General features: G+C 69.6%; 1 protein-coding gene. It reads left to right on the top strand.

Annotated features, from left to right (window positions below; all coding sequences use genetic code 11):
- On the top strand, positions 1-944 hold a 944-nt coding region (locus ACXJKJ_RS30185; protein WP_457395036.1), incomplete at both ends, for a GAF domain-containing protein.

Here is a 944-nt window from a genome sequence, read left to right as displayed (position 1 = left end):
GGAACAGCGCTTTGTCTCCCGGATCGGGCTGCCGGTGGCGGCGACGTGCATCCGCGCCTCCATCTGTGCCCACGCCATCACCGCCAACGGGGTGTTCGTGGTCACCGACCTGGCGGCCGACCCGCGCTTCCAGGACAACCCCCTGGTCGCCAGCGCTCCGCACCTGCGCTTCTATGCAGGTGCCCCGCTGGTCGCCAGGAACGGGGTGGCCATCGGCGCCCTCTGCATCATGGACAGCATGCCCCGCGAGTTCCTGGACAGCGACCGCGAGCAGCTGTCGAGCCTGGCCCAGCTGGTGATGGGGCAGCTGGAGCTGCGCAACCTGTCCGGCCGGCTCGATCCGGTCAGTGGCCTCCCCAGCCGCCACCAGCTCCACGCCGATTTCCCCGGCATTGTCGCCCGCAGCGCCACCGGCAGGCGCTACGCCGTGGCCATCGACGTGCTCGACATCCCCCGCGCCAGCCAAGTGGGCCAGGTACTTGGGCTGCAACCGCTGGAAGCGCTGATCCGGCGCGCCGGCGTTCGCCTGCGCACCGCATTGGGCGGCATCGCTACGGTCTACCACGTGGGGGTCACGCGCTTCGCCTTCCTGGTGGACATGCCCACCCCAGACCAGGTGGAAAGCCTGGTCATGGAACTAAGGGGCCGGATGCTGCGTCCGCTGATGGCCGCCGCCGTGCCCATGTCGCCGCGCTTCCACGCAGGGATCTGCGCGGTCGAAGGCGGCGAAGGCAGCCACGAACTGCTTCGGAAACTCCTGGTGGGCCTGCACGATGCGTTCGACGCGGGTCAAACGTTGTGCTGGTACTCGGCAGCGCGGGACCAGACGGTGCACCGCGCCTACCGCCTGGCGTCGGATGCCGAGCGCGGCATCGCCAACGGCGAGTTCCATCTGGCCTATCAGCCACGTTTCGACGCCCCAACGCGCACCCCGGTCTCTGCCG

Source organism: Roseateles sp. P5_E1 (assembly GCF_054049335.1).
The sequence above is the reverse complement of the archived record's forward strand: the minus strand, read 5'-3'. Positions and strand labels throughout refer to the sequence as shown.